The sequence below is a fragment of the Mediterraneibacter butyricigenes genome (genome assembly GCF_003574295.1).
GTDB lineage: Bacteria > Bacillota > Clostridia > Lachnospirales > Lachnospiraceae > Mediterraneibacter_A > Mediterraneibacter_A butyricigenes.
The window spans coordinates 39,954-63,275 of the sequence record NZ_BHGK01000001.1 but is presented as its reverse complement, the minus strand read 5'-3'; the positions used below and the strand labels follow the sequence as shown (position 1 = coordinate 63,275).

Below are 23,322 nucleotides of genomic sequence, written 5' to 3'. Positions count from 1 at the left end.
AAAAGACAATGAATAAAACAGCAAAAAATAATCTGATCACATACGCGATTGCAATCGGAGCATTCATCCTTATGCAGATCCTGATCGGAAGCGGAAGCATTTCCAGTCTGATGCAGGGACTTCTTGTTCCACTTTGTACTTATGTGATTCTGGCAGTGTCCCTGAATCTGGTCGTTGGAATTTTGGGAGAACTCAGTCTCGGTCATGCCGGTTTTATGTGTGTGGGTGCCTTTAGCAGTGCCTTTTTCTCAAAATGTATGCGAGACACCATAACTTCCCCTACAGTTCGATTCTTATGTGCATTGCTGATTGGAATCGTAGTGGCTGCAATTTTCGGAATTTTGATCGGAATTCCTGTTCTTCGACTGAAAGGCGATTATCTTGCGATTGTGACATTGGCGTTTGGAGAGATCATTAAGAATCTGGTCAATGCCCTTTACATCGGCAAAGACTCAAAAGGATTTCATTTCTCAACAAAGGACGTAATGAGCCTGAATATGGATCCGGATGGTCTGGTTGTATTAAACGGACCTCAGGGAATTACCGGAGCACCGAAAGATTCCACGTTTTTAATCGGATTTATTCTGGTCATGATTACCCTGTTTATTGTTCTAAATCTGATTCAGTCCAGAGATGGACGTGCAATCATGGCAATCCGTGACAACCGGATCGCAGCAGAATCTGTCGGCATCAATGTTACTAAATATAAACTGATGGCATTTACCATTTCTTCTGCCATGGCGGGTGCGGCCGGTGTACTTTACGCACATAATCTGTCTACCTTGACTGCCAATACCAACAATTTCGGTTACAATATGTCTATCAACATCCTGGTATTTGTGGTTCTCGGCGGAATCGGAAGCGTTCGCGGTTCCATGATCGCAGCTGTTATTCTGACCATGCTTCCGGAGATGCTGCGTGGTCTGTCTGATTATCGTATGCTGATCTATGCCATCGTCCTGATCGGGATGATGTTATTCAACTGGGCTCCGAAATCCATTGAATTTCGTGAAAAATATTTCCGTTTCGGAAAGAAGAAAAAGGAGGCGGAATAGACATGAGCACATTATTGGATGTAAAAAATCTGGGGATTTCATTTGGTGGTCTTCGTGCGGTAAACGGATTTGACATTACCATCGAAAAGGAACAGCTTTATGGACTGATCGGACCAAACGGAGCCGGAAAGACTACCGTCTTCAATCTTCTGACCGGAGTCTATAAACCGGATACCGGAAAAGTCCTTCTGGATGGAGAAGATATTACCGGAAAGAAGATTATTGATATCAATCAGGCAGGCATTGCCAGAACCTTTCAGAATATCCGTCTATTCAAACAGATGAGCGTATTGGATAATGTAAAAGTAGGACTTCATAATCACCATCCATATATGGCGATCGAGGGAATTCTGCGACTTCCGAAATACCGAAAAGTTGAAAAAGAAATGAATGAGAAGGCAATGGAACTTCTGAAAGTCTTTGAGTTGGAACAGTTTGCTTCTTATCAGGCAGCAAATCTTCCATACGGTCAGCAGCGTAAGTTGGAGATCGCAAGAGCACTGGCAACGGATCCGAAGCTTCTTCTTCTGGATGAACCGGCGGCAGGTATGAACCCGAACGAGACAGGAGAACTGATGGATATGATCCGGTTTGTAAGAGACCATTTTCATATGACAATCCTGCTGATCGAACATGATATGAAACTTGTAAGCGGAATCTGCGAAGAGCTGACGGTATTGAACTTTGGAGAGGTTCTTGCGCACGGAAAGACCAGCGATGTCCTCAACGATCCTCAGGTCATCACGGCATACCTTGGAGAATAATAGGAGGAAGCAAAAATGGCGATGCTTGAAGTAAAAGACCTGGAAGTCTATTATGGAGTGATCCAGGCAATCAAAGGGATTTCATTTGAAGTAAATGAAGGCGAAGTCATTGCTCTGATCGGAGCCAACGGAGCCGGAAAGACCACAATTCTGCATACAGTTACAGGGCTGCTTCATCCGAAGCATGGTTCTGTCATTTTTGAAGGACAGGATATTACGAAAGTTCCTGCTCACAAGATTGTGACTATGGGAATGGCACATGTTCCGGAAGGACGCCGTGTTTTTGCAGAGCTGAGTGTCTATGAAAATCTGAAAATGGGTGCCTATACCAGAAAAAATAAAGATGAGATCGAAGAGAATCTGGAAAATGTATATAAGCGTTTCCCGCGTCTTGAAGAACGTAAAAAACAGATGGCCGGTACTTTGAGTGGTGGAGAGCAGCAGATGCTGGCTATGGGCCGTGCGCTGATGTCAAAGCCAAAGATTATTCTGATGGATGAGCCTTCCATGGGTCTTTCTCCGATCCTGGTCAATGAGATTTTTGATATTATCCAGGCTGTCAGTGAGAGCGGAACCACCGTACTTCTGGTGGAGCAGAATGCGAAGAAAGCACTCGCTATCGCAGACCGGGCTTATGTACTGGAAACCGGTAATATTACCATGTCAGGAAATGCAACGGAACTTCTGAATGATACTTCCGTGAAAAAAGCTTATCTGGGAGAATAGGAGGGGATCTCATGGAGAAACATGTTGTAATCACAATTGCAAGACAGTATGGAAGCGGCGGAAAAACCATAGCTGCAATGCTGGCAAAAAAACTTGGTATCAACTGTTACAGCAGCCAGATCTTACGTATGGCGTCAGAAGACAGCGGAATCAATGAAAAATTGTTTGGCATGTCGGATGAAAAACTCAGGAAAGCTCCCTGGTTTAAGACCCTGAGCCGTCCCTATGACGGGGAACTTCTTGCTCCGGAAGACAAAGATTTTATCAAGGATGATAACCTGTTTAATTATCAGGCAAAGATCATCAAAGAACTGGCAGAAAAAGAATCCTGCGTAATCATCGGAAGATGTGCCGATTATATCCTGAAGGATCATGAAAATCTGATCCGTGTATTTATTCATGCAGATCCGAAGTTCTGTCTGGATCGATCCATGGAACGTCACAGCATGTCTGAAAGAGAGATGGCAAGATATATCGAAAAGACCGATAAATTCCGTGGAGATTTTTACCGGTATCATACAGGTCATGAATGGTATGATGCCAGAAACTACGATCTGTGTCTGGACAGCGGAAAACTTGGATTTGAACGATGTGTGGACGAGATCTGCTCTTATACAAAGATCAGATTCGGAGAAGAAATTTAAGAGGTTTGAGATTATATTTGGCATGGGAAATCATTTCCCATGCCATTTTTATATTTTGAGGGGATAAGAAAGTTCATCGAACCTTTTTGGGAAAAATCAAACTTCATATGGGAATTATAGGAATTAACTTTAACTCCCGCAAAAGGAATGCATAAGGGAACATCCGAAGCCCCGGTACTTTCTGAGAGCGAGCGCGGGCGCCGCTCGAAAGGGATCTCTCTATGGGGCGAAGGCAAGCGTAAGCGGTTCCCGTTGCAACCTTTTGCGGGAGAGTAATGGTTTACATCAACGCATTTTGTTCTATTTCCTTTTTGACACTTTCAGGAGATTGAAATTTTGAAAAATTCCCGAAAAAAGAAAGAAAATTCGAGCGAGAATAATTCTCGAAAACTATTTTGGATTGATTTCTCCATCGTGCAATATTCAGAATATTTAGGATTTTTTAAAGAAATGATATAGAAAACGACTATATCATAATTATTTGCCTGTATTAGACAAAACGCCGAAAAAAGGGTACCATATAAGCAGATTTCAGGCAAAAGATATCTTTTATCCTATCGCAAAATTAAAGTTTGAAAAACTTTCATCAACATGTACCAACTCTCAGAAAAAATGATTCCTATCTCTTATAAAATATGCTAAAATAAATTCAGCGCACATTTTTGAAAAAAATACTTGTAAATGAAAAATTTCGTGGTATAATGAATTCATGGTGTGTGAAATATTTAACAACCAAATGTGTTAAAAGAGAAAGCGAGGCAAATTATGAGTAAGAAAGTTGTTTTGGCAGGTGCTTGTCGTACCGCAATCGGCAAAATGGGAGGAGCTTTAAGTACAACTCCAGCACCGGAACTTGGTTCAATCGTTATCAAAGAGGCATTGAACAGAGCAGGCGTTCCGGCTGATCAGGTTGATCATGTGTATATGGGTTGTGTTATCCAGGCTGGTCTTGGACAGAACGTAGCTCGTCAGGCTTCTTTAAAAGCTGGACTTCCGATCGAAACACCGGCAGTTACAGTAAACGTTGTTTGTGGATCAGGTCTGAACTGTGTAAACATGGCAGCACAGATGATTCTTGCAGGAGATGCAGACATTGTTGTAGCAGGTGGAATGGAGAACATGTCCATGGCTCCTTACGCATTGAAGAACGCTCGTTACGGATATAGAATGGGTAACGCTCCGATGGTTGATACCATGGTAAACGATGCTCTTTGGGATGCATTCAATGACTACCACATGGGAATCACTGCTGAGAACGTTGCAGAACAGTGGGGACTGACCCGTGAACAGTTAGATGAGTTTGCAGCAGCCAGCCAGCAGAAGGCTTGCGCAGCAATTGAAGCTGGACGTTTCAAAGATGAGATCGTTCCGGTTGAAGTAAAACAGAAAAAACAGACAATCGTTGTTGATACAGATGAGGGACCGCGTCCGGGAACTACAGCAGAAGGAATCGGAAAACTTCGTCCGGCATTCAAGAAAGACGGTATCGTTACAGCTGGTAACGCATCCGGAATCAACGATGGAGCAGCAGCAATCGTTGTTATGAGCGAAGAAAAAGCAAAAGAACTTGGTGTGACTCCAATGGCTACATGGGTTGCAGGAGCTCTTGGCGGTGTAGATCCATCTATCATGGGTGTTGGACCGGTTGCTTCTACAAGAAAAGTTATGGCTAAGACAGGACTGTCTGTTGCAGACATGGATCTGATCGAAGCAAACGAAGCTTTCGCAGCTCAGTCTCTGGCAGTTGCTCATGACCTTGAGTTCGATATGAGTAAAGTCAATGTAAACGGTGGTGCAATTGCACTTGGACATCCGGTTGGAGCATCTGGATGCCGTATCCTGGTTACTCTGCTTCATGAGATGCAGAAGAGAGATGCTAAGAAGGGTCTTGCTACACTTTGTATCGGTGGCGGAATGGGCTGCTCTACAATCGTAGAAAGAGACTAATTACATAGAGAGCACGCAGGAATGCGTGCTCCCTTTAAGGAAAATCGGATTGAACCCAAAAAGGAGGATTTCAAAATGGAATTCATTTGTTATGAACAGAAAGGTTTTGTTGGTGTAATCACCATCAACCGTCCAAAGGCTTTAAATGCATTGAACAGCCAGGTTCTGGAAGAACTGGATCAGACCATCGATGCAGTGGATCTGGAGTCTACAAGATGCCTGATCTTAACAGGCGCTGGAGATAAATCTTTCGTTGCAGGTGCTGATATTGCCGAGATGAGCAATCTGACAAAAGCAGAAGGAGAAGCATTTGGTAAGAAGGGAAATGATGTCTTCCGTAAACTGGAAACATTCCCGATTCCGGTAATCGCTGCTGTCAACGGATTTGCACTGGGTGGAGGATGCGAGCTTTCTATGAGTTGTGACATCAGAATCTGCTCTGAGAATGCAATGTTCGGTCAGCCGGAAGCAGGTCTTGGAATCACACCAGGATTTGGTGGAACACAGAGACTTGCACGTACAATCGGTGTTGGAAAAGCAAAAGAAATGATTTATGGAGCAAGAAATATCAAGGCAGATGAGGCATATCGTCTCGGACTTGTAAATGCAGTATATCCACAGGAAGAACTGATGGCTGCTGCTGAAAAGATGGCTGCAGGAATCAGCAAGAATGCTCCGATCGCAGTTCGTAACTGCAAGAAGGCAATCAATGATGGTCTTCAGGTAGATATGGATCAGGCTATCGTGATCGAAGAAAAACTGTTTGGTGACTGTTTCGAAACAGCTGATCAGAAAGAGGGAATGGGAGCATTCCTTGAAAAGAGAAAAGAGAAAAACTTTATTAATAAATAGGCTTTAAAGTCTGCATTAATAGGTTGTTTTCTTAAGAATCAATAAAGCAATTGTTAAAAACAGGAGGTTTTACAATGAAAGTTGGTATTATTGGTGCTGGAACAATGGGATCCGGAATCGCACAGGCATTTGCTCAGACAGAAGGATATGAAGTAGTTCTTTGTGATATTAATGAAGAATTTGCTGCAAACGGAAAAGCTAAGATCGCAAAAGGCTTTGAGAAACGTATTGCAAAAGGAAAAATGGCTCAGGAAGATGCTGACAAGATCCTTGCAAAGATCACAACAGGAGTAAAAGACATCTGCACAGACTGCGACTTGATCGTAGAAGCTGCAATCGAAAATATGGAAATCAAGAAACAGACATTCAAAGAACTGCAGGATATTGCAAAAGCTGACTGTATCTTTGCAACAAATACTTCTTCTCTGTCTATCACAGAGATCGGTGCTGGTCTGGATCGTCCGGTTATCGGAATGCATTTCTTCAACCCGGCTCCGGTTATGAAGCTTGTTGAAGTTATCGCAGGTCTGAATACTCCTGAAGAAGTTGTAGATAAGATCAAAGCTATTTCCGAAGAAATCGGAAAGACACCTGTACAGGTAGAAGAAGCTGCCGGATTCGTAGTAAACAGAATCCTGATTCCGATGATCAATGAAGCAATTGGTATCTACGCAGATGGTGTGGCATCTGTTGAAGGTATCGACACTGCTATGAAACTTGGAGCAAACCATCCAATGGGACCTCTGGCTCTTGGAGATCTGATTGGTCTGGATGTTTGCCTTGCAATTATGGAAGTTCTTTACAATGAAACATGCGATTCTAAATATCGTCCGCATCCGTTGCTTCGCAAGATGGTTCGTGGCGGTAAATTAGGAAGAAAGACTGGTAAAGGATTCTATGATTATTCCAAGTAGACGCTAGTCGGAATAAAGAAAATGGAGGAAAATTAAATGGATTTCGCATTAGACAAGAAACACGAAATGGCCAGAACTCTTTTCAGAGAGTTTGCCGAAAACGAAGTAAAACCATTCGCTCAGGAAACTGATGAAACAGAAGTATTCCCAAGAGCAATTGTTGACAAAATGGCAAAATATGGTTTCCTTGGAATCCCGGTACCGAAGGAGTACGGCGGACAGGGATGCGATCCTCTTACATATGCTATGTGTGTAGAGGAACTTGCAAAGGTTTGTGGAACAACAGCAGTTATCGTTTCCGCACATACCTCTCTTTGTATCGACCCGATCATGACATACGGTACAGAGGAACAGAAGAAAAAATATGTTCCGGATCTTGCATCTGGTAAGAAACTCGGAGCATTCGGTCTGACAGAGCCTGGAGCTGGAACAGATGCTCAGGGACAGCAGACAAAAGCTGTTTTAGATGGGGATGAGTGGGTACTGAACGGATCCAAGTGCTTCATCACAAATGGTAAGGAAGCTGACGTATATATTATCATCGCTGTTACTGGTGTTGTAGAAAAACGCGGTAGAAAACAGAAAGAAATTTCTGCATTTATCGTAGAAAAGGGAACACCAGGATTCACATTCGGTACAAAAGAAAAGAAGATGGGTATCCGTGGTTCTTCTACATATGAATTGATCTTCACAGATTGCAGAATCCCGAAAGAAAATATCCTTGGTGCAAAGGGCAAAGGATTTGGTATCGCAATGCATACACTGGATGGTGGACGTATCGGTATCGCAGCTCAGGCACTTGGTATCGCAGAGGGTGCATTAGACAGAACTGTTGAATATGTAAAAGAAAGAAAACAGTTTGGACGTTCTATCGCACAGTTCCAGAATACTCAGTTCCAGTTGGCTGAGATGGCTACTTCTGTAGAGGCTGCACAGCTTCTGGTTTACAAAGCTGCTAAGGCAAAAGAAACTCAGAAGGTATACAGCGTAGAAGCTGCTAAGGCAAAACTGTTCGCAGCTCAGGTTGCAATGGATGTTACAACAAAGGCTGTTCAGCTTCATGGTGGATACGGATATATCCGTGAGTATGAAGTAGAGCGTATGATGCGTGATGCCAAGATTACAGAAATCTACGAAGGAACTTCAGAAGTTCAGCGTATGGTAATTTCTGGTAATTTATTGAAATAGGGAGGTACAGAATCGTGAAGATAGTTGTTTGTGTAAAACAGGTGCCGGATACAAAGGGTGGAGTTCAGTTCAACCCGGATGGTACACTTAACAGAGGAGCAATGCTTGCAATCATGAACCCGGATGACAAAGCCGGACTGGAAGCTGCTCTGAGACTGAAAGATGAATATGGTGCAGAAGTTACTGTACTTACAATGGGACTCCCGAAGGCAACAGACGTTCTTCGTGAAGCACTTGCTATGGGCGCTGACAAGGGAATCCTGGTTACAGACAGAGTTCTTGGTGGAGCTGATACATGGGCTACATCTTCCACAATTGCTGCAGCACTGAAGAAATTGGATTACGATCTGATTATCACAGGACGTCAGGCAATCGATGGAGATACCGCTCAGGTTGGACCGCAGATTTCTGAACATCTGGATATTCCTGTAATTTCCTATGCTCAGGATATCAAAATTGATGGAGATAGTGTAGTAGTAGAGCGTCAGTTTGAGGACAGATATCATGTACTGAAAGCTAAGATGCCATGCCTGATCACTGCTCTTTCTGAATTAAATGAACCTCGTTATATGACTCCGGGCGGAATCTTTGATGCAGTTGATGCTGAGATTACAACATGGGGCAGAGCAGATCTGACAGAGCTTGACGATGCAAACATCGGTCTTGCAGGATCTCCTACAAAGATTGCAAAAGCTTCTGATAAAGTACGTAAAGGTGCTGGAGAAGTTGTAACTTTGGATCCGGAAGAGTCCGTTGCTTACATCATGGGCAAATTGACAGAGAAACATATCATTTAGTATAAAGGAAAAGTGGTGAATATGATGAATTTAGAAGAATATAAGGGCGTATACGTCTATGCACAGCAGGTAGATGGTACCTTAAGCGGAATCGCATTTGAACTGCTTGGAAAGGCAAAAGATCTTGCAAGTGATCTGAAAACAGATGTTACAGCTGTTCTGATCGGATCTGATGTAAAAGGACTGGCAGACGAACTGGCAGCATATGGCGCTGACAAAGTTATCGTTGTAGATGATCCAGAACTGAAGGATTACAGAACTGAGCCATACACACATGCACTGGCATCTGTAATTAATGAATACAAACCGGAAATTATGCTGGTTGGTGCAACAGCAATCGGTCGTGACCTTGGACCTAGAGTGTCTGCACGAGTTGCAACAGGTCTGACTGCTGACTGTACTCAGCTTGAAATTGGTGACTTCCCTCTGAACCCAATGCCAGGAAAAGAGCAGAAGCACAATCAGTTGCTGATGACTCGTCCGGCTTTCGGTGGTAACACAATCGCAACAATTGCTTGCCCGGACAACCGTCCGCAGATGGCAACTGTTCGTCCTGGTGTTATGCAGAAGATCGACAAGATCGATGGAGCTAAGGCAGAAGTGATCGAGTACAATCCAGGATTTACACCGGATAACAAGTACGTTGAGATCATTGATATTGTAAAATCTGTATCCGAGACAGTTGATATCATGGACGCTAAGATCCTTGTATCTGGTGGACGTGGTGTTGGAAGCCCGGAGAACTTCAAACTTCTGGAAGATCTTGCAGAAGCAATCGGCGGAGAAGTAAGCTGCTCACGTGCAGTTGTAGATAATGGCTGGAAGCCGAAAGATCTTCAGGTTGGACAGACTGGTAAGACTGTTCGTCCTCAGGTATACTTTGCAATCGGTATTTCCGGAGCAATCCAGCATGTAGCTGGTATGGAAGAGTCTGATCTGATCATTGCGATCAACAAAGATGAGACAGCACCGATCTTCGAAGTTGCTGATTACGGTATCGTAGGAGACCTGAATAAGATCCTTCCTCAGCTGACAGAACAGATTAAAGCTGCAGTCGCTGCTAAGAAATAATTTGTTAGTTTTCTCTATAAGAAAAGAGGCCATACACTTTTGTGTATTGGCTTCTTTTCTATTAAACAAAAATAGCCGGAATTTTGCAAGTTTTTCTGCTGAAAGTTGATCTGCATACCTTTTGATTGAAGAGTTCACAAAATAGAATTATACTATGTGTATATGAAATAAATAAATCAAAATATTGGAAACGTGCTTATTATGCAGCAGTAAATCATCGATTATCTATAATATATGAAGCAGTAGATTTTTACATAGCAGAAGATTATACATTTCAACCGTGGCTCTCCATTATGGGGCACATTCCTCATAATATGACAGAACAGGAATTAGGCGATCTGCTGTTACCTTATGTAGAGAATGAAAATAACAAAGTTAACATTCTTACCTATCATGAGGATTTTATTATTGGATTAGTGCAAAAAAACTTCAGGGGTAGACAAAAGTGAAATAAGATTAGCGACGATAAAAGATCTCCCCTATATCGAAAAAACATATATCCGTTCAGGTCATAAACAATTGTTAAGCAGAATAAATCAAAAACAGATGTGGGTACTTGATGATGGAAAAGAAATTAAGGCATATGCCGGAATTCATAAGGATGGATCTTTAGGGGTTGAGTATGTTGCTCCGGATTTAAGAAGGCAAAATATTGCCAGCAGAATGCAATTATTTATTGCTGATCAGATGATGAAAAATAATATGATTCCATATGATTTCAAAAGATAATGAAATTGCGAAAAAATTACAGACAAAACATGGATCTACTTTTGCAAAAAAACTTTTCTATTTTTACGCTAAGGGAAAATATGAATTGGAATAACAACAAAAAAGGAGCATTGAATCTTTTTGATTCTTCTGCAAAAGGAATGCATAATGTAGATCAAAAACAGGAGCTTGCATGAATCTTAAGATTCCATGCAAGCTCCTGTAACGTAATCCAAATACACTCAGAGTAATATTATATTCGGAAACCCTTTAAGAGTCATCTATTACTCTATTTATTACTTCTTCTCCAGATATGCATCTTCTCAGCTTCTTTGATCAGTTCATCGCGGAAATCCGGATGAGCAACTGAGATGATCGCTTCTGCTTTCTGCCAGGTAGAAAGACCTTTTAAGTTAACCTTACCATATTCTGTAACAAGATAATGAATGTTCGCACGTGTATCTGTTACTACAGAACCTGGATTCAGGGTTGGCAGAATACGGGATTTCAACTGACCGTCTTTTGTCTTAAAAGTAGAAGAGCAGCAGATAAAGCTCTTACCACCATTTGAAAGATAAGCACCGAGTACGAAGTCTAACTGTCCGCCTGCACCACTGATATGTTTGATTCCTGCTGTTTCAGCATTAACCTGTCCGAAGAGGTCAAGGTCTACCGCATTATTAATGGAAATGAAATTGTCGATGGCACTGATGCTGCGAATATCATTGGTATAGTCAACCGGTGCACTCATCAGTTCCGGATTATCATCCATATAGTCATACATTTTCTTAGTTCCTGCACCGAATGCATATGTCTGTCTGAAACGATCAATCTGTTTCTTAGAACCGTTGATCTTTCCGGCTTTTGCGATATCTACGAATGCATCTACATACATTTCTGTATGAACACCAAGATCTTTCAGATCGGATTCTGCAATCAGAGATCCAACAGCATTAGGCATACCACCGATACCAAGCTGGAGACATGCACCGTTAGGGATCTCGTCTACAATCAGTTTAGCAACCGTTTTATCTACATCAGTTGCCGGTCCGCCTGCACCGAGTTCACCAATCGGCGGATTCTCACCTTCTACGATATATGTAACATCTGAAATATGGATTCCACATTCTGTACCACCAAGGCAACGAGGCATATTTTCATTTACTTCAACAATAATAACCTCTGCACGTTCGCACATTGCACCCAAGTGTGATGCGCTTGGACCAAAGTTGAAATATCCGTGTGCATCCATAGGTGCTACCTGGAACATTGCCACACGGCTTGGTGTTGCAGAATCACGATAATAACGCGGCAATTCAGAGTAGCGGATAGGAGCGTAGTAAGCGCATCCTCTGTTGATCAGATGACGCTCTACACCGGACATATGCCAGGAATTCCAGGTGAAGTGTTCACCGGCGTCCTCACGTTCAAAAATAGCAGGAAGTTTAAAAAGAATACCTCCTCGTACATTCACATCTGTTAATTCATCTGTCCGTTTTGCAAGAGCCTTGTCCAGACTTTCAGCAGTATTTGTACACCAGCCGTAGTCAACCCAGTCTCCGGAACGAACTGTCTTAACAGCTTCATCAGCTGTTACAAGCTTTTGCTTGTATTCCTGTGTGAAATCCATGTTGTAGTACCTCCCTTAAATATAAAAATAATATAGTTAATTATTTAACAACTTTTCCTTTCTAATATTAGCACTAATAGAGGAAGATTACAATAGAAACCCAGAGAAAATCGTGATTATTTGAAGAATCTCATAACGCCGATTACTTTACCGAGGATCGTGACATCTTTCAAAATAATAGGATCCATAAAATCGTTTTCCGGCTGAAGACGGATGACACCTTCTTCACGATAAAAGGTTTTGACAGTAGCTCCATCCTCAATCAGAGCGACGACCATATCTCCGTTAGAAGCAGTACGTTCTTCCTGTACAAGGACATAATCCCCACTTAAAATTCCTGCATTTATCATACTTTCACCTTTTACTTCGAGAATATAGGTCTGTTTATTCGGAAGCATAGATGCAGGAAGAGGAAAATACTCCTCAATGTTTTGTTGGGCAAGTATAGGCTCACCGGCAGCAACCCTTCCGATTACAGGGACATTAACCATCTCACGTCTGGTAAGATTAAAAGTATCATCCAGAATCTCGATCGCACGTGGCTTCGTCGGATCACGGTGAATATATCCGTTCTTTTCCAGAGTCTCGAGATGTGAGTGGACAGAAGAAGTTGACTTCAAATGAACTGCATCACATATTTCCCGAACGGCAGGCGGAAATCCCCGTGTCAGAATCTGCGACTTGATATATTCAAGAATTTCCTGTTGCTTTGGCGTAATCTTACCGTTACTCATAATCTTGTTTCCTTCCTCATTATTCAATCATAAATGTTTCTTTTATTTTATCATAGGGCATTATAAAAAGCAAACATTTGTTTACGAAAATATGTTCGATTTTCTATTGACAAACATACGTTCTGAAGATATAATACTCATATAAGCAAGAACGCACGTTCGTATTCGAGGTAAACTACAAGAGTATAAAATGAATCTGATTTTAAATGAAGATCTTATTTCATTCATTTCGTTTCATTAAGTTGATGGGGAGGTATTATATTATGAAACAGACATATCGTAATGAGAGAAGAGCAGCCGGAAGATTTCACAGAAGATTTTTTGTAACCTTGTTTATTTCTGCGGTTATGATTTGTATGATCGGATATTTCAATAAATCACAGGTGTCCGCTTATGAGCCAACGGACGATCAGACGATCTGTTATAAGAGTATTTTAATCGAACCGGGTGATTCTTTATGGAGTATCGCCAAGACATATATGCCTGAGGAATGTGACTCCATCAATACATATATAGACTCACTGAGAGAACTGAATAATTTGGATTCCGATGAACTTCAGGCAAATGAACATTTAATGATCTATTACATAGATTAACTGATACAATGAGTTAGCTATTATTATCAGTTTTTTTAATTATATCGATATCTCTACATGATAGTTTATGTATAGATATAAACTCACCCATGGGCAATGTATTTTCAAAATGGAAGATATATTGCCTTTCCTTTACTAAATAATAAAAAGACTATAAAGTTCTTCTAATTGCTATAGACGAAAAATAACATTAGTAGAACGGGATCGAAATTAAAAAATATAATTTAAAAATAAAGATTATATATTATAGAAGGATATATAGATCTATACGACAAATACCGATTTTTCCAAAAGATATAGACAGAAAAACAGGAATTTGATATAATCAACATGAAAACACGGTTTTTACTATGGCATATTACAATATCTCAAAGAGAAATAATACAGCAAAATAATATGGCAAATAAAATATGAATTTATATATAAGGAGTTACCATTTATGTCTGGAAACACAAAAACATATCAGGAACAGGTTTATATTGATTATACCTTAAGACTGCGTGAAATCCTCAATACGTTACCACCTTTTGCAAAAGACTATTTTCGTGCAATTGAGCCACGTACTTCTGCGAAAACGAGGATTTCCTATGCATACGATATTCGTGTCTTTTTTCGGTTTTTAATCGAGAACAATCCAGTATACCATGATTATACGATGGATCAGTTTCGTCCGAATGATTTAGATAAGATCGATCCGATGGATATCGAAGAATATATGGAATATCTGAAGGTCTATAAAAATGATGAAGAACGTCAGATTGTAAACAGCGAGGTTGGTCTGGCACGTAAAATGTCTGCTCTGCGCAGCTTTTATCTATATTATTATAAGCATCAGATCATTCAGACCAATCCGACGTTGCTGGTTGAAATGCCTAAATTACACGATAAGGAAATTATACGTCTGGATACAGATGAAGTTGTAAAGCTTCTTGATTTCGTAGAGAATTGTGGGGATCAACTGACAGGCCAAAAGAAGGTATATTATGAAAAAACCAAGTACCGTGATCTTGCTATCTTAACTCTTCTGCTTGGCACTGGAATCCGTGTATCAGAATGTGTAGGTCTGGATTTACAGGATGTAGATTATAAGAATCACGGGATTCGAATTACCCGAAAAGGTGGTAAGCAAATGACGGTATATTTTGGTGATGAAGTCGCTGATGCCCTTCTTCGGTATATGGAGATGGACCGGGAACATGCAGTAACACTTCCCGGCAACGAAAATGCACTCTTCCTTTCTACACAGCATAAACGAATGGGCGTTCAGTCTGTGGAGAATATGGTAAAGAAATACGCCCGTCAGATTGCCCCAAATAAGAAAATCACTCCCCATAAGCTCAGAAGTACCTATGGCACCGCCTTGTACCGGGAAACGGGCGATATCTACCTTGTAGCGGATGTTCTCGGCCATAATGATGTGAATACCACCAAGAAACATTACGCTGCGATCGATGAAGACCGCAGACGAAAAGCAGCCAATGCCGTCCAATTGAGAGAAAAGTAAAACTACAATGTCTCAGAATCCAGAAGGATTGTAAATGGGCCGTGATTAACAAGACTTACATACATCTCTGCACCAAAACTTCCGGTTTCGACGATTGGTACCTTCTTTTTACATTCTTCGATGATATACTGATACAACGCTTCTGCTTTCTCGGGATTCCCTGCTTCTATAAAACTGGGACGATTTCCTTTTTTACAATTTGCATACAGGGTAAACTGAGAAATCAGGAGTAAAGATCCTCTCACATCCGCAAGCGACAGGTTTGTTTTTCCATTTTCATCTTCAAAAATTCGAAGCCCAATCATTTTGCGTACTAATTTATCTGCTGTCTCCTGTGTATCCGTCTCGGAGATCCCAATCAGCACCATATACCCTTTCTGAATGGAGCCGATCACCTCTTCATTTACAGTTACAGAAGCTTCATTTACCCGTTGGATCACAAATCTCATATATCTTATATCCTTTCACACTAAAATTAAAATTCGCATAGTATTGATATATGCCTAGAGCCTCGTATTTTTGAGAGATTCTTTCACCTTAATGTATTCGATAATTGCCTGTACAGCTCCATCAACTCCGAGTTCAGAGCTGCTAATACTTAATTCGTAGCTGCTGCTGTCAGACCACTTTTTGTTGGTATAATAATTATAATAGCTTGCTCTCTTCTTATCGGTCTTGATAATCTTATCTTTCGCTTTTGCATCAGTCAGATCATACTCGCGTGCAATACGGCGGATTCTGGCATCCAGATCCGCATGGATAAATATATTGATTACATCTTTGCGTTCTTCCAGAGCATAGTCTGCGCAACGTCCAACCAGAATACAGGGACCATCATCTGCAATCTTTTTTATAGCATCAAACTGAGCCAGAAAGACTTTGTGATTGATCGGCATTTCAGAATAAGTACTGCCTGAAAAGCCCATGGAATAAGTATCCATAATCAGAGAATATAAGAAACTGCTGGTTGGTTTTTCATCATGTGTCTCAAAGATTTCTTCACAGATACCGCTCTCTTTCGCTGCAACTGCAAGCATCTCTTTATCATAAAGTTTTATTCCGAAATAATCAGCAAGTTTATAACCTATCTCTCGTCCTGCACTTCCGTACTGGCGTCCTATCGTAATGATGCTGTTTATTTTTTCTGCCATAACAATCACGCTCCTTGTTAAAAAATATATACTTTATTATAATGATTTCTTTGGTTGAAGTCAACAAAAATAAGCCTGAATAACCATTCTTATTCAGGCAAAACATCCAAAAGATGTTGAAAATACTCCGGTAAAGGAGCTTCAAATTCCATGTATTTCTGTGTTGTGGGGTGAAGAAAACCCAGGATCATTGCATGCAGGGTTTGCCCCTGAAGATTTTTATAAGGTACTTTAGAAGGTCCATAAATCTGATCTCCAAGCAAAGGATGTCCGATGCTCGCCATATGAACACGAATCTGATGCGTTCGTCCGGTCTCCAACTGACATTCTATATAGGTATACTCTTTATATTGCTTCAGGATTCGATAATGAGTAATTGCCGGTTTTCCGTTTTTTGCATGGATACTCATTTTTTTACGGTCGGTAGGATGACGTCCTATTGGCGCATTGACTGTGCCGTCTTCTTTTAATCTTCCATGAACGATTGCACGATAGCGTCTTGTAATGGAATGTTCTTTTAACTGCTCCGCCAGCGACTGGTGGGAAATATCATTTTTACAGACAACCAACGTCCCTGTGGTATCCATGTCAATCCGATGTACGATGCCCGGTCTTAAAATACCATTAATTCCGGAAAGCTGGTCTTTGCAATGATACATAAGTGCATTTACCAGCGTACCGCTGTAATGTCCGGCTGCCGGATGAACGACCATGCCTTTCGGTTTGTTCACAACAAGTAGATCCTGGTCTTCATAAAGAATATCCAAAGGAATATTTTCCGGTTCCACATTCAGTGTTTCCGGTTCCGGCAGACATACTTTTATATGATCCCCTGTTCTAAGCTTGTAATTTACCTTTACAGGAAGGTTATTGACTTGTACGCACTGATCTTTTAAAAGCTTCTGAATATGACTTCTGGAATAAGATGTCATTTGCTCAGAAAGATATTTGTCGATTCTAAGCCCCGGATTCACTTCTGTAAAATATAAAAATTCAGATTCTGTTTCTTTCACATTCATAGTCTTCTGATATATATTAAATTCTAAACCTTACCATAGTTACTGTTATAGTCTTATCTGATGTTATGTGTTGTCATTCTTTTGTTCCTGTTCGGTTAAGAAAGCAAAATCCTCTTCTTTGTAATAAAAGAAAATCAGTAACAGGAATAAGATACAGGATACCACCACGTAAATATCCGCTACATTGAAAATCGGGAAATCTATCCATTCAAAATAAAAGAAATCCACAACATACCGATGCATCACACGATCGATTACATTTCCAAGTGCTCCGGAAACAAGCAGGACCATACAGACCCGTAACGGAAGGTATCGTCTTGTAAATGGAAGTTTATGATAAAAATAGCAAACAAATGCAGTGATGATAAGTGCACCTAAGACGAAGAACCACTGTTTATTCTGTAAAATTCCAAAGGCAGCCCCGTTATTTTCAAGGTAACGAAGCTGAAATACATTTTTCCAGATAATAAAGGGCGCCTGATCTTTCAAATGTGTTACAGCCAAATACTTCGTACCCTGATCAATTAAAATTGCGAGGATCAACAAAATAACAGCGACTCCCCAATACTTTGAATGATTTGATTTCTGTGTCATAATTCTCTCCTGAATTTTTTGTCCTATCTCTTAATTAAAATAATAATCTGCGAAATCTATTATCCTATTTCATTCTTGTACTTGTTGTATTATAAATCCCATAGAAAGTCCTAAATATATTTATGGATCAGAACAAAGGTCCGATTCTTTTTCGTTTTCGACAGAGATTCTATGTACTTGAATTTTCCCATTTTACGAACGGATATGATATCCCCCTCCTTGATCTGATATCCATTGCTGGTAATCAACCTTCCATTTACAAAAACTCTTCCTGCTTCGATCAAAGCGGTCAATTTTGTTCTGGAAGCTGAAAATGCGATGGATAAAAGGCTGTCAAGACGCAGCGAAGCTACGGTTCCACGTATTTCTTCAAAACGTGGACTGTAGGAAATGTCTTCCGGTGAAGAAGCAGATACACTCACCATTGTATGACGGACTTTTGATAATTCTTTTCCGATATAATCAGCAATCGATTTCTGGACAAATACAATGGCACTGCTACTGTCTGTAACAAGAATATCTCCGATTTTAATTCTGGTAATTCCAAGATTTAAAATAGCTCCAAGATAATCTCTGTGTGTCAGTTCCTCTGCAAATTTTCGATTGGAGGCCCTGATTTCCAGAGGAATCATAGGATAATTTAAGTTACAACAAAGAGCATCAGGGATAAAGGCTACCATCTGACGCTCTGAAAGATCATATCCACCCCATAACTGAAATGAAGTATACAGTTGATCTTTGGGGATTGAATATAAAATATTTAATTCATTTAAATCCAAAAAATCTGAGTATGTAACAATTCCTCTTTGATATGCTTTGCCTGAAAGTTCGATCAAGCGATGGATAAACTGCTGTTCTTCTTTTGACATCATAAGACTAATAACGGTTCCGAACAGAAGGCATGTCCATATTATTGCCCAGCAGATCCTGAAGATCACCGGAAATATCAACATTGGTAGGTGTTACAAGGAAGATATAATTAGAAATCTTCTGAAGGTTTCCGCTGATTGCGAAAGTAGCACCTGATGTAAAATCAATAATGCGCTGTGCAATTTCAAGATCCAGACCCTCCAGATTCAGGATTACAGTACGTCCGTCAAGCAATGTCTCTGTAATCTCTCTGGAATCTTCTACAGAAGATGGCTTTACAACACAGACTTCCATATTTGCATTCACATTACGTCTTGCTGCCGGCTGACGCATTGGAGTAATCTTTGATCCTGCACCGGCCTTTAAAGCTTTCTTTTCAGACGGTAATTCAAAATCATCCTCATCATCAATCGGAGTTTTTTCTCTCTTGAAGAAATTTCTCTTTGGTTTTTCGTCTAAATCTTCGAAATCATCATCATATGCGAAATCGTCATCATAATCATCGTCATCATTTAATTTCATAATATCAAGAAATTTGTCAAACACACCCATGTTTACACTCTCCTATCTCATGTATTCCTACATAATTTATTATACTTTTTAATGAGCATACTGTCTCTCACCAAAGATACCGGTTCCTACCCGTACCATGGTGGCTCCCTCTTCTATGGCAACTTCGTAATCATTCGTCATTCCCATTGAAAGCATACTCACATTAACATTATCAATGTTTTTGGCTGCAATGTCAACCAATAATTGTTTCAAAACAGCAAAAATTGGCCGATTTTGTTCTGCATCAGGCACATAAGGCGCTATTGTCATCAATCCACAGACTTTTATATGCTTAAATTTGGAAATTTCCTCAATAAATGGAAGAACTTCCTCTGTTTTCAGGCCAAATTTGGTGTCTTCCTGAGCTACATTGACTTCTACAGTAATATTTACGATGCAATTTTTCTTTGCCGCTTCTTTTTCGATGGTTTCAGCTAGACGAATAGAATCAACAGAATGGATCATCTCCACTTTATCGACAATGTATTTTACTTTGTTTCGCTGCAAATGTCCGATCATATGCCATTTGATATCTTTTGGCATCACTTCATATTTATCTACCAGTTCCTGTACTTTATTTTCACCAAAGACACGGATTCCCTGATCATAGGCTTCCTGAAGCATGGATACCGGTTTTGTCTTGCTGACAGCGATCAATGTCACATCTTCTCTGCTGCGTCCGACTTTGTCACATGCTGCCTGAATCTTCTCTTCTACTAATTTTAAATTTTCAGCTACCATTTTTAACGAGCTCCTCTCCTGTCGTTTTTCTGTTATTTTTTTATTTATTTCTGTCCTTTTTTTATCAGTTCACGAAACGGTTTTCTTTTTTATCTTGCCGGGTGTCCGCTGCTATTGGAAAATTATTTCATTTTCTTTCACAGAACTTCCGTCCAGCACAATGTGGTCATAATTGGTAAGCCCTGAAGCCGTGGAACTGTTGATGATATAATATTCATCACTTTCACAAAGAATCTCAATCCGTTTGAAGATGGTATAACCCTTGTTGATATTATAGGTCCCCTTCAGTTTCTTTGTCTTGCCCAGTGTCATAGTATCCTGAGATTCCGGTTTTACCAGAACAGTTCCTTCCTTAAAGAGAGAGGTATCGATATAACAGGTATCCTTAGAATCCGAGAAATAGCAGGTTCCGACTTCCTGAAATTCTGCCGCTGCATTGCCGGATCTGGATGAAGTCTGTACCAGAACTCCCTGTGAACTGCTGTTGCCGCCCTGCTCCAGATACTCCGAAGGAACTTCATAATATTCTTTTTCCACAACCGAAGTTTTGGGGATTTTCAGACCACTTTTGTCCTCAGTGATCAATTCCACATCCAGATATCTGTCATCCACATACCGGATCATAGATGTATTATAAGTCAGACAGGCAAAATATTTTCCATCCTTTGTCAGTAAGGAAAGATCCGCCCATAAGGTTTCATTGTCCTTATCAATCTTGGTTTTAATCGACGTAGTATCTTTCAAAGACTTATAGGTATTCTTATCGAGTTCCACCAGAAGAGACCAGTCTTCACTTGTGATCAGTTTGTAGGCCGGATCTTTTGCCGTGATTTTCTCTCCACTCTGATGTTCTGTTGTATTTAAGTCTGCTTTTGCAAGACTTGTCGTCTTGAAATTATCAATGGTGATCTTTTCGAAGCCATCAATATGAGAAGAAATGATACCATCCTGTGGTGCAGAGTATACTTGAATATCTCCGCCGGAACCAGAAGAAAGAATCTGGTCCAACTGCGCGGTCATTGTCTGATTATTGACGTTTTGTAACTCTGTATTGATCTCGGTTTTCATGGAATACACAGAGGAAAAATCCGAAGATGTAAAATTATCACTGAAATTCTGAACATTTAAGAGTACAGAATTCCAGGAACCACTTGAAATAGATGTATCTTCTGATGAGGTAGCCTCTGTTGTAAGCTTTTTAGAGGAAATTGTAAGAAGATTCATGTCCTTTTTTACTTTACTTCCATCTGTAATGAAGTACGTCAAATATCCGCTTTTTTCTGCCGGAACGACAACTTCTTCGCGAAGGATCAGACCGGTGTAGGAATTATCCTTTACAATACTGCCTTTCCGTACTTCATAGATCGATACTTTCTTTGAGGTAAAATAAAGGAACACCGTAACGATCATGTATAGAAAAACAAGAGCGAACAATATCATTCCTATATTAAATTCACGTTTGCTTTTAAATTTTTTTATATTTCCTGAAGATATTTTTTTCTGTTTCAAAATTCATTCATCCTGTTCCAAATATTTTTTCCAGTATAACATCAGAAGCCGTATATTTCCAGCTTTCCTGGCAAAACTAAAAGTATAATTCCAAATTTAAAGGAGGAACTTACATGAAGTGGTTTGATAATACCTCATTGACACTGGTAATCATCGGTGCGGTAAACTGGCTTCTGATCGGAATTTTCCGTTTTGATCTTGTAGCTTTTCTGTTTGGAAATATGAGCTGGTTATCCCGGATCATTTATACCATTGTCGGCCTGTGTGGCTTATATCTGATCAGTCTGTATGGCCGGATTGGTTCCATGCAGGAATAAAAAGTCATAAGCCAGTGTTCCATTTAAGCACACTCAAAAGAAACAGCGTTATAACCGGGAGTATAGACTCTGAGTTATAACGCTTTTTTTGTTAATTTCCAATGATGCCATATTGAAGCAAATTCGTCGTATCCGCATAAAGAACATCTTTGTTTTGCGCTCCCATCACTATGGAAATATAGGATTTTCCATTATCTGCTTCTTCATATAAAATAACACATGATCCCGCTTCATCTGTAGTGCCGGTCTTTCCTCCAATCACATGTACACCGGCAGGTGCAGCAGCTTTTCCCTGAGCATAATAATTGGTTGACGTCCAGGTAAGGGTGCGCACACCAGAAGAACCTGTCACATTACAGGTATAGGCAGCCTGAGAGATTATATCACGAAAAGTTTGACTGGCTATGTCTGCCTGGAAAATCAAATAAAGATCATAAGCCGTCGTATAATGATTCGGATCCTCCAGGCCATGTGGATTTACAAAATTAGAACGTGTTGCACCTAAATCTTTTGCCTCTTGATTCATCAAAGATGCAAAAGATTCAACGCTGCCACTGATATGCTCAGCGATTGCGATTGCTGCATCATTTCCAGACTGAAGAAGCAAGCCATATAATAAATCTCGAAGTGAAATTTGATCTCCTGCTTGAAGCTTGCAGACGCTGGCGTCAGCTGGAAGTGCAATTGCATTTTCGCTGACAGTAACCATATCATCTAAATTTCCATATTTTAATGCTACATATGCTGTTAAAATTTTTGTTGTGCTGGCCGGAAATAATTTTGTAAACAAATTTTGTGCATATAATACCTGGTGATCACTCAGATTAAAAAGTCCGGCAGCATGAAGAGAAGTATCCACCGGATAATTCTCTAATGAAATATTGCCAGCTGTTACACAAAGATCTTTCGCAAATAACTCCTCTTGATAGAGAGAATGATTATATGTTGATTCTTCATAATCAGAGACGTAACAGGATTCCATTGTCTGAGTACATCCTGTTATTGAAATCATAAAAGAGCACAATAACAGACCTGTAAGAAATTTATTTATATAATTCACGCCAGTCTAAATCTCCTCTGTCAAGCGCCAGAATCAGTGCTTCTGCTGTTGCAACGTTTGTGGCCATTGGAATATTGTATGCATCACAGGCTCTTGTGATATCATTGGCATCCGGTTCTCTTGAATTCGGCGTCAGAGGATCTCTGAAAAATATCAGAAGATCGATCTGATTATTTTCAATCTGAGAGATCAGTTGTTGTTTTCCTCCCAGGTGGCCGGCCAGATACTTATGGATATTGAGATTTGTTACTTCTTCAATAAGTCTGCCTGTCGTGTCTGTTGCATATAAATTATGTCTGTTCAAAATACCGCGGTATGCTATACAGAAATTCTGCATCAACTTCTTTTTTGCATTATGTGCAATTAATCCGATGTTCAT

General features: G+C 40.3%; 27 protein-coding genes. 15 read left to right on the top strand and 12 right to left on the bottom strand.

Annotation, left to right across the window (positions count from 1 at the left end; genetic code table 11):
• Window positions 1–8 precede the first annotated feature (8 nt).
• From KGMB01110_RS00320 to KGMB01110_RS00270, 12 genes are all read left to right on the top strand, one after another.
• Window positions 9–1,055 carry a branched-chain amino acid ABC transporter permease gene (locus tag KGMB01110_RS00320; RefSeq protein ID WP_243112603.1) on the top strand — a complete coding sequence of 349 codons (1,047 nt, stop codon included), beginning with the start codon at window positions 9–11 and terminating at the stop codon, window positions 1,053–1,055.
• Window positions 1,056–1,057: 2 nt separating this feature from the next.
• A complete protein-coding gene (locus KGMB01110_RS00315) occupies window positions 1,058–1,819 on the top strand; it encodes an ABC transporter ATP-binding protein (protein ID WP_117602212.1) in 762 nt (253 codons plus the stop codon).
• Window positions 1,820–1,834: 15 nt separating this feature from the next.
• Window positions 1,835–2,545 carry an ABC transporter ATP-binding protein gene (locus KGMB01110_RS00310; protein WP_117602213.1) on the top strand — a complete coding sequence of 237 codons (711 nt, stop codon included), beginning with the start codon at window positions 1,835–1,837 and terminating at the stop codon, window positions 2,543–2,545.
• A gap of 11 nt (window positions 2,546–2,556) precedes the next feature.
• Window positions 2,557–3,189, top strand: coding sequence for a cytidylate kinase-like family protein (locus tag KGMB01110_RS00305; protein WP_117602214.1), 633 nt, complete (start codon window positions 2,557–2,559; stop codon window positions 3,187–3,189).
• Between the two features lie 765 nt (window positions 3,190–3,954).
• On the top strand, window positions 3,955–5,136 hold the full coding sequence (locus KGMB01110_RS00300) for an acetyl-CoA C-acetyltransferase (protein ID WP_117602215.1): 1,182 nt from the start codon (window positions 3,955–3,957) through the stop codon (window positions 5,134–5,136).
• 75 nt (window positions 5,137–5,211) lie between these two features.
• Window positions 5,212–5,988 carry an enoyl-CoA hydratase-related protein gene (locus KGMB01110_RS00295; RefSeq protein WP_117602216.1) on the top strand — a complete coding sequence of 259 codons (777 nt, stop codon included), beginning with the start codon at window positions 5,212–5,214 and terminating at the stop codon, window positions 5,986–5,988.
• Between the two features lie 74 nt (window positions 5,989–6,062).
• Complete coding sequence (locus KGMB01110_RS00290) at window positions 6,063–6,902, top strand: 3-hydroxybutyryl-CoA dehydrogenase (protein WP_117602217.1); 840 nt, start codon at window positions 6,063–6,065, stop codon at window positions 6,900–6,902.
• 36 nt (window positions 6,903–6,938) lie between these two features.
• The gene (locus tag KGMB01110_RS00285) at window positions 6,939–8,090 is read left to right on the top strand and encodes an acyl-CoA dehydrogenase (RefSeq protein WP_117602218.1); all 1,152 of its coding nucleotides are present in this window, start codon (window positions 6,939–6,941) and stop codon (window positions 8,088–8,090) included.
• A gap of 14 nt (window positions 8,091–8,104) precedes the next feature.
• Window positions 8,105–8,887, top strand: a complete 783-nt coding sequence (locus tag KGMB01110_RS00280; RefSeq protein WP_117602219.1) for an electron transfer flavoprotein subunit beta/FixA family protein — start codon at window positions 8,105–8,107, stop codon at window positions 8,885–8,887.
• Window positions 8,888–8,911: 24 nt separating this feature from the next.
• Window positions 8,912–9,958 (top strand): electron transfer flavoprotein subunit alpha/FixB family protein, encoded by a 1,047-nt coding sequence (locus KGMB01110_RS00275; RefSeq protein WP_119299004.1) that lies wholly within the window; start codon window positions 8,912–8,914, stop codon window positions 9,956–9,958.
• Between the two features lie 125 nt (window positions 9,959–10,083).
• Window positions 10,084–10,407, top strand: a complete 324-nt coding sequence (locus tag KGMB01110_RS14825; protein ID WP_136626671.1) for a hypothetical protein — start codon at window positions 10,084–10,086, stop codon at window positions 10,405–10,407.
• 70 nt (window positions 10,408–10,477) lie between these two features.
• On the top strand, window positions 10,478–10,687 hold the full coding sequence (locus tag KGMB01110_RS00270) for a GNAT family N-acetyltransferase (protein WP_136626670.1): 210 nt from the start codon (window positions 10,478–10,480) through the stop codon (window positions 10,685–10,687).
• A gap of 268 nt (window positions 10,688–10,955) precedes the next feature.
• Here KGMB01110_RS00270 and KGMB01110_RS00265 read toward each other — a convergent pair whose 3' ends face one another.
• Together KGMB01110_RS00265 and lexA are read right to left on the bottom strand one after the other, a co-directional pair.
• Complete coding sequence (locus KGMB01110_RS00265) at window positions 10,956–12,296, bottom strand: butyryl-CoA:acetate CoA-transferase (RefSeq protein ID WP_119297258.1); 1,341 nt, start codon at window positions 12,294–12,296, stop codon at window positions 10,956–10,958.
• Window positions 12,297–12,412: 116 nt separating this feature from the next.
• A complete protein-coding gene (gene lexA / locus KGMB01110_RS00260; RefSeq protein ID WP_117602221.1) occupies window positions 12,413–13,030 on the bottom strand; it encodes a transcriptional repressor LexA in 618 nt (205 codons plus the stop codon).
• A gap of 263 nt (window positions 13,031–13,293) precedes the next feature.
• Between lexA and KGMB01110_RS00255 the strand changes: the two genes are divergently transcribed.
• The gene (locus KGMB01110_RS00255) at window positions 13,294–13,626 is read left to right on the top strand and encodes a LysM peptidoglycan-binding domain-containing protein (RefSeq protein ID WP_158555666.1); all 333 of its coding nucleotides are present in this window, start codon (window positions 13,294–13,296) and stop codon (window positions 13,624–13,626) included.
• Window positions 13,627–14,065: 439 nt separating this feature from the next.
• Window positions 14,066–15,130: a tyrosine-type recombinase/integrase gene (locus KGMB01110_RS00250; protein WP_117602223.1), complete on the top strand. Its 1,065-nt coding sequence runs from the start codon at window positions 14,066–14,068 to the stop codon at window positions 15,128–15,130.
• Between the two features lie 2 nt (window positions 15,131–15,132).
• On the opposite strand, the gene dtd is transcribed toward KGMB01110_RS00250, so the two are convergent.
• The 8 genes from dtd to KGMB01110_RS00210 form a co-directional block, all read right to left on the bottom strand.
• Complete coding sequence (gene dtd, locus KGMB01110_RS00245) at window positions 15,133–15,579, bottom strand: D-aminoacyl-tRNA deacylase (RefSeq protein ID WP_117888312.1); 447 nt, start codon at window positions 15,577–15,579, stop codon at window positions 15,133–15,135.
• 54 nt (window positions 15,580–15,633) lie between these two features.
• Window positions 15,634–16,281 carry a cytidylate kinase-like family protein gene (locus KGMB01110_RS00240; protein ID WP_119297257.1) on the bottom strand — a complete coding sequence of 216 codons (648 nt, stop codon included), beginning with the start codon at window positions 16,279–16,281 and terminating at the stop codon, window positions 15,634–15,636.
• Between the two features lie 89 nt (window positions 16,282–16,370).
• Window positions 16,371–17,300 (bottom strand): RluA family pseudouridine synthase, encoded by a 930-nt coding sequence (locus KGMB01110_RS00235; protein WP_119297256.1) that lies wholly within the window; start codon window positions 17,298–17,300, stop codon window positions 16,371–16,373.
• 63 nt (window positions 17,301–17,363) lie between these two features.
• A complete protein-coding gene (gene lspA / locus KGMB01110_RS00230) occupies window positions 17,364–17,894 on the bottom strand; it encodes a signal peptidase II (RefSeq protein WP_119297255.1) in 531 nt (176 codons plus the stop codon).
• Window positions 17,895–18,004: 110 nt separating this feature from the next.
• Complete coding sequence (locus KGMB01110_RS00225; protein WP_117888505.1) at window positions 18,005–18,763, bottom strand: YlmH family RNA-binding protein; 759 nt, start codon at window positions 18,761–18,763, stop codon at window positions 18,005–18,007.
• Window positions 18,764–18,770: 7 nt separating this feature from the next.
• Window positions 18,771–19,316 (bottom strand): cell division protein SepF, encoded by a 546-nt coding sequence (locus tag KGMB01110_RS00220; protein WP_117602228.1) that lies wholly within the window; start codon window positions 19,314–19,316, stop codon window positions 18,771–18,773.
• A gap of 48 nt (window positions 19,317–19,364) precedes the next feature.
• Window positions 19,365–20,057 (bottom strand): YggS family pyridoxal phosphate-dependent enzyme, encoded by a 693-nt coding sequence (locus KGMB01110_RS00215; protein ID WP_117602229.1) that lies wholly within the window; start codon window positions 20,055–20,057, stop codon window positions 19,365–19,367.
• Window positions 20,058–20,168: 111 nt separating this feature from the next.
• Complete coding sequence (locus KGMB01110_RS00210) at window positions 20,169–21,566, bottom strand: HlyD family efflux transporter periplasmic adaptor subunit (RefSeq protein WP_117602230.1); 1,398 nt, start codon at window positions 21,564–21,566, stop codon at window positions 20,169–20,171.
• Between the two features lie 113 nt (window positions 21,567–21,679).
• Between KGMB01110_RS00210 and KGMB01110_RS00205 the strand changes: the two genes are divergently transcribed.
• A complete protein-coding gene (locus KGMB01110_RS00205; RefSeq protein ID WP_117602231.1) occupies window positions 21,680–21,883 on the top strand; it encodes a DUF378 domain-containing protein in 204 nt (67 codons plus the stop codon).
• A gap of 91 nt (window positions 21,884–21,974) precedes the next feature.
• Here KGMB01110_RS00205 and KGMB01110_RS00200 read toward each other — a convergent pair whose 3' ends face one another.
• Together KGMB01110_RS00200 and KGMB01110_RS00195 are read right to left on the bottom strand one after the other, a co-directional pair.
• Window positions 21,975–22,895 (bottom strand): D-alanyl-D-alanine carboxypeptidase family protein, encoded by a 921-nt coding sequence (locus KGMB01110_RS00200; RefSeq protein WP_117602579.1) that lies wholly within the window; start codon window positions 22,893–22,895, stop codon window positions 21,975–21,977.
• Window positions 22,896–22,926: 31 nt separating this feature from the next.
• A complete protein-coding gene (locus KGMB01110_RS00195) occupies window positions 22,927–23,322 on the bottom strand; it encodes a methylglyoxal synthase (protein ID WP_117602232.1) in 396 nt (131 codons plus the stop codon).

Bases quoted from the DNA above. Each gene is read 5' to 3' on its own strand.
- KGMB01110_RS00320 (WP_243112603.1), top strand. From the start codon at position 9: ATGAATAAAACAGCAAAAAATAATCTGATCACATACGCGATTGCAATC.
- KGMB01110_RS00315 (WP_117602212.1), top strand. From the start codon at position 1,058: ATGAGCACATTATTGGATGTAAAAAATCTGGGGATTTCATTTGGTGGT.
- KGMB01110_RS00310 (WP_117602213.1), top strand. From the start codon at position 1,835: ATGGCGATGCTTGAAGTAAAAGACCTGGAAGTCTATTATGGAGTGATC.
- KGMB01110_RS00305 (WP_117602214.1), top strand. From the start codon at position 2,557: ATGGAGAAACATGTTGTAATCACAATTGCAAGACAGTATGGAAGCGGC.
- KGMB01110_RS00300 (WP_117602215.1), top strand. From the start codon at position 3,955: ATGAGTAAGAAAGTTGTTTTGGCAGGTGCTTGTCGTACCGCAATCGGC.
- KGMB01110_RS00295 (WP_117602216.1), top strand. From the start codon at position 5,212: ATGGAATTCATTTGTTATGAACAGAAAGGTTTTGTTGGTGTAATCACC.
- KGMB01110_RS00290 (WP_117602217.1), top strand. From the start codon at position 6,063: ATGAAAGTTGGTATTATTGGTGCTGGAACAATGGGATCCGGAATCGCA.
- KGMB01110_RS00285 (WP_117602218.1), top strand. From the start codon at position 6,939: ATGGATTTCGCATTAGACAAGAAACACGAAATGGCCAGAACTCTTTTC.
- KGMB01110_RS00275 (WP_119299004.1), top strand. From the start codon at position 8,912: ATGAATTTAGAAGAATATAAGGGCGTATACGTCTATGCACAGCAGGTA.
- KGMB01110_RS00265 (WP_119297258.1), bottom strand. From the start codon at position 12,296: ATGGATTTCACACAGGAATACAAGCAAAAGCTTGTAACAGCTGATGAA.
- lexA (WP_117602221.1), bottom strand. From the start codon at position 13,030: ATGAGTAACGGTAAGATTACGCCAAAGCAACAGGAAATTCTTGAATAT.
- KGMB01110_RS00255 (WP_158555666.1), top strand. From the start codon at position 13,294: ATGAAACAGACATATCGTAATGAGAGAAGAGCAGCCGGAAGATTTCAC.
- KGMB01110_RS00250 (WP_117602223.1), top strand. From the start codon at position 14,066: ATGTCTGGAAACACAAAAACATATCAGGAACAGGTTTATATTGATTAT.
- dtd (WP_117888312.1), bottom strand. From the start codon at position 15,579: ATGAGATTTGTGATCCAACGGGTAAATGAAGCTTCTGTAACTGTAAAT.
- KGMB01110_RS00240 (WP_119297257.1), bottom strand. From the start codon at position 16,281: ATGGCAGAAAAAATAAACAGCATCATTACGATAGGACGCCAGTACGGA.
- KGMB01110_RS00235 (WP_119297256.1), bottom strand. From the start codon at position 17,300: ATGAATGTGAAAGAAACAGAATCTGAATTTTTATATTTTACAGAAGTG.
- lspA (WP_119297255.1), bottom strand. From the start codon at position 17,894: ATGACACAGAAATCAAATCATTCAAAGTATTGGGGAGTCGCTGTTATT.
- KGMB01110_RS00225 (WP_117888505.1), bottom strand. From the start codon at position 18,763: ATGTCAAAAGAAGAACAGCAGTTTATCCATCGCTTGATCGAACTTTCA.
- KGMB01110_RS00220 (WP_117602228.1), bottom strand. From the start codon at position 19,316: ATGGGTGTGTTTGACAAATTTCTTGATATTATGAAATTAAATGATGAC.
- KGMB01110_RS00215 (WP_117602229.1), bottom strand. From the start codon at position 20,057: ATGGTAGCTGAAAATTTAAAATTAGTAGAAGAGAAGATTCAGGCAGCA.
- KGMB01110_RS00205 (WP_117602231.1), top strand. From the start codon at position 21,680: ATGAAGTGGTTTGATAATACCTCATTGACACTGGTAATCATCGGTGCG.
- KGMB01110_RS00200 (WP_117602579.1), bottom strand. From the start codon at position 22,895: ATGATTTCAATAACAGGATGTACTCAGACAATGGAATCCTGTTACGTC.
- KGMB01110_RS00195 (WP_117602232.1), bottom strand. From the start codon at position 23,322: ATGAACATCGGATTAATTGCACATAATGCAAAAAAGAAGTTGATGCAG.